Raw genomic sequence first — 3,908 nt, 5'->3', positions numbered from 1 at the left:
TCACCCCCGCGCTGTCCCCGGACTGGGCCGCCGTCGACCACGACCTGCTCACCAATCCGGTCGGCAGCCTGGAGGCAATCGTCAACACCCTGCCCCTGGCGGCCAGCGACATCAGCCTGCCCACCGAATTGGCGGTCGGCCAGACCGTCCTGTCGCTGCTACTGCCCCAGCAACTCGGATCCCTGTTCAGCGACACAGTTCTCAACCCGAATACCGGGATCATCGCCGGCTTCCTCAATGCCCGCGACGATCTGGCGACCGCCATCCTGAGCGCCAACAACGACTTCCCCACCGCGCTGGGAAGTGTGGCGACGGCGGAATGGGCCAACATGCCCGAGCTGGTCCAGTCGACCGGGAGCACACTGCTGACTGAGCTTGGCACGCTGCTCCACTGGTAGCTTCACCGCCGCCGTCCCGTGCAGTGTCACTCTCGGGCCAGCTCTTCGCGACCGAATCGTGTCTTTTTCGTCAGGAATGTTTAGCCCAACTGTGATAGAGGGAATTACATCTATGTGATTCCCAGTTATTCACCTCGAGGTCCAACCCTGAGCCGGAAAGGACAACCGACATGAACACGATCCTGTACTTCAGCCCTGGCGGCGTCGCCTACCAAACCACCGCCTACAGCAATGCCGACATCGTCAGGCTCGTCCACGACTACGGGCTGGAAAGCCTGACGAGTGCCGATCGGCAGTTCGACTTCTGGTTCGCGCCTTTGACGCGTCACTGCCGGCGGACGTTCAACCGCAACGCGACCGAAATGCTCCTGGCCACCACGCGGTTCACCGCAAAAACCGTGCCGCTGCTATTCGGCGCCGTTGTGGTCGCCACTCATGACTCCGTCGGCGATCTCGACGGGCTCAGCTGGAAGCAACTGAATCTCCTGAGCGAGCGCGCTGCCGCATTGACTCGGCGCGACGACCGCGTGCTGAGTCGGCGAATCAAGCGGGAAGCACGACGGATGCAGAGCCCGCCCACGGCAAATGTCGTGACCGGCCGCTACGCCGAGCAACGGATCGTCACAGGAAACTGACTGTCCTCGCATCACAAGGCAGTGCTGCTCGGCGACAACCGGAGCGCGTCGCTGCTACCAGCTGCTCGGCGAGTAATCCTTCAGGAAACAGCCGTAGAGATCTTCGCCGGACTCCCCGCGGACGATCGGGTCGTATACCCGAGCAGCGCCGTCGACAAGGTCGAGTGGGGCATGAAAGCCTTCCTCGGCCAGCCGCAGCTTGGTCGGGTGCGGACGCTCGTCGGTGATCCAGCCCGTATCGACGGCGGTCATGAGAATGCGGTCCTGCTCCAGCATTTCAGCCGCGCTGGTGCGGGTGAGCATGTTCAAGGCGGCCTTCGCCATGTTGGTGTGCGGATGCCCTGGGCCCTTGTATGCGCGACTGAACTGACCCTCCATCGCGGACACATTCACGATGTATTTGCGGCGGGACGTTGACGCGGCCATCGCCGGACGCAGCCGGCTCACCAGGATGAACGGCGCGGTCTGGTTGCACAGTTGAACTTCGAGCAGTTCCATCGGATCGACCTCATGCACGCGTTGGGTCCAACTGTTGATCGGCGCGGTATCGGGAAGCAGGCCACCCGCGTCGATGGCGGTGCCGGCGGCGATCCGGTCCGGGGACGCGCTCCGGGCGGCGAGCGCCAGTTGCGTGAGGCCGTGCGGAGTTTGATGCTCGGCAAGGCTTCCGGCCAATGCCGCGGGATGGGCGTCGCTGACGCGGTCGAACGTGATCACGTCGACTATTTCCGGTGCGGGGGTGCGCTCCGCTTCGACGAGCGCCGAGTAGGAACCGGGAGCGCGGCGCACGGTCTGGGCGGCGTTGTTGATCAAAATATCCAGCGGGCCCTGTGCGGCCACGGTGTCGGCGAGTGCGACGACCTGAGCCGGGTCGCGCAGGTCGATACCGACAACACGTAGCCGGTGCGACCACTCGGCACTATCGGGCATCGTGGCGAATCGGCGCACGGCGTCGTTCGGAAAACGAGTGGTGATGGTGGTGTGAGCGCCGTCGCGCAGCAGTCGCAGGGCGATGTACATGCCGATCTTGGCGCGGCCACCGGTCAGCAGGGCTTTCTTGCCGGTGAGGTCAGTGCGGGCGTCGCGCTTGGCGTGGCTGAGCGCGGCGCACTCCGGACAGAGTTGGTGGTAGAACGCGTCCACCACCGTGTAGTGGCTCTTGCAGATGTAGCAGGCACGCGACCGGAGCAAGGTGCCTGCGGTGGCGCCCGCCGCCGTCGATACCAACGGCAGGCCTTGCGTCTCGTCGTCGATGCGGCCAGCCGCGCCGGTGGCGGTAGCAGCAACAACAGCGCGATCGGCGGCTGCTACCGCGTCGCGTTTGGCGTGGCGGCGGGCTTTGCGCACCGACTTGAAGATGCCCGCGGTGGCCCGACGCACGGCAACGGCATCGGGATGCTCGGGCGGCAGCGACTCGATATCGGCCAACACCTGCAGGCAGACGTTGAGCTTGTCCGGGTCGATCGCGTTCACCGTGGAAGGATACGGGGCTCATCCGCGTCCGGCCCAGCGATGCCACTGATCGGAAGTGGCTTGGCCCAGATTGGTTTTACGGACCTGCGAAGTCGCCGACGGCGATCATCTTGTTGCCATCCACGGCGATTGCGAAGCCCGCTGCGGTGAATGCGCAGTCCAGAATGATCGCGCGGTGCGCAGGGCTATCCATCCATAAGTCGAGCGCCGAGCTCGGAGTCGCACGAGATCCGCTGCCCCAGTAGACGATCTCGCTCGTGATAGCGGTCCTGGTGTAGCCAGCCTCGGCGATACGCGCCTGGGGTGAAGATCCGTCCGAACCGATGTGGCCGCCGCCAACACCGTTCATCAGCATGTCGTCCGCGTGCCGCTGGGCGGCGGCCGTCAAACGCGGGTCATCACCGATCACCCCGCATGTCTGGCGAAGCTCGTTGACGCCGTCATAGATTGCGGCTCTCACATCGTCTGCGCGCGCAGCAAAACCGGCAACGGCACCAAGAGCCGGCACGGCGACAGTGCAGATCGACAATGCCGAGACGATCTTGACTTTCGTGGTCATGCTGCCCTCTGCGCCGCGCTCACTTTGCTGATACAGCGGGCAATGCTACCCAGCTCCGATGATCAAAGGTCAGGAATAGCCATTCCGCACCTTGAGCGGAACGTGCCCGTGGGCGGCGGCTTGCCGACGCTTGGCCGCGGACGATGACCACTCAGCGTCTGGGTGGGTATGCCGGATCCCTCCACTCCTCGAATAGCGGCGAGCGGACCTGCGTGATACGCGTGTCAGCCGATCGAGACTGCCGCGCCGACGGTATTGCCGCGGAAGCCGACGCTGCGGATGGCGCGAGAGTATTGGGTTCCACGACCACGCGCCGCTCGAGACGCTCACGCTGCCTGCGGTGACACCGTAATTGGTGAGAGCCTGTTCCCTGATGCGGTCGCCTGGACGCGAAAAGGGCCACATCTCTGTGGCCCTTTAAGTGGAGCTGCCGGGAATCGAAGCCGCATATAACCCGTCTGAGCTGCGTAAACGGTTTACGAGTCAACACGGTAGTTCTTGGGCATTCGCGGCCGTTGACGAGCAATCTGTTGACCCAAGTCAACAACATCTGACGTGCGCCGCAGCCCGGATGAAGGCCTCCGCGCAACAGGGTTGCGACACGCAGCTTCGGCGGACTTACGACGAAGAAGCGCAACACTAGTGTCGGCGCTAAAGGCGGGAACTGCCGAAGAGATCCACTGGGGAGGGCGGGATTGCCGACAGGCGAAGAAGCCGAAGCCCTTGCGGCGCGCCTAACGTGGATATTCGCGGACCAGAGCGCAAATGCTACTGCCGAGCAGCGCGAGTCTGTTCGCCGCTGGCAGGGACGTGACAGGTTTTACCAGCAGGTTCAGCTCGCCG

General features: G+C 64.1%; 3 protein-coding genes and 1 pseudogene. 2 read left to right on the top strand and 2 right to left on the bottom strand.

Annotated elements, in window-relative coordinates; translation table 11 throughout:
• Both AC2VOG_RS04965 and AC2VOG_RS04960 read left to right on the top strand, forming a co-directional pair.
• Positions 1-398, top strand: a pseudogene (locus AC2VOG_RS04965) (hypothetical protein); the annotation flags it as partial.
• 170 nt (positions 399-568) lie between these two features.
• Positions 569-1,033, top strand: coding sequence for a hypothetical protein (locus AC2VOG_RS04960; protein ID WP_486938808.1), 465 nt, complete (start codon positions 569-571; stop codon positions 1,031-1,033).
• Positions 1,034-1,087: 54 nt separating this feature from the next.
• On the opposite strand, the gene AC2VOG_RS04955 is transcribed toward AC2VOG_RS04960, so the two are convergent.
• Together AC2VOG_RS04955 and AC2VOG_RS04950 are read right to left on the bottom strand one after the other, a co-directional pair.
• Positions 1,088-2,506: an SDR family NAD(P)-dependent oxidoreductase gene (locus AC2VOG_RS04955; protein WP_486938807.1), complete on the bottom strand. Its 1,419-nt coding sequence runs from the start codon at positions 2,504-2,506 to the stop codon at positions 1,088-1,090.
• 76 nt (positions 2,507-2,582) lie between these two features.
• Positions 2,583-3,065: a CAP domain-containing protein gene (locus AC2VOG_RS04950; RefSeq protein ID WP_486938806.1), complete on the bottom strand. Its 483-nt coding sequence runs from the start codon at positions 3,063-3,065 to the stop codon at positions 2,583-2,585.
• Between the last annotated feature and the right edge of the window lie 843 nt (positions 3,066-3,908).

This window comes from Mycobacterium sp. TH-M11 (assembly GCF_057473725.1).
Note: the sequence above shows the minus strand (reverse complement) of the source record. Positions and strands in the feature narration are given on the sequence as shown.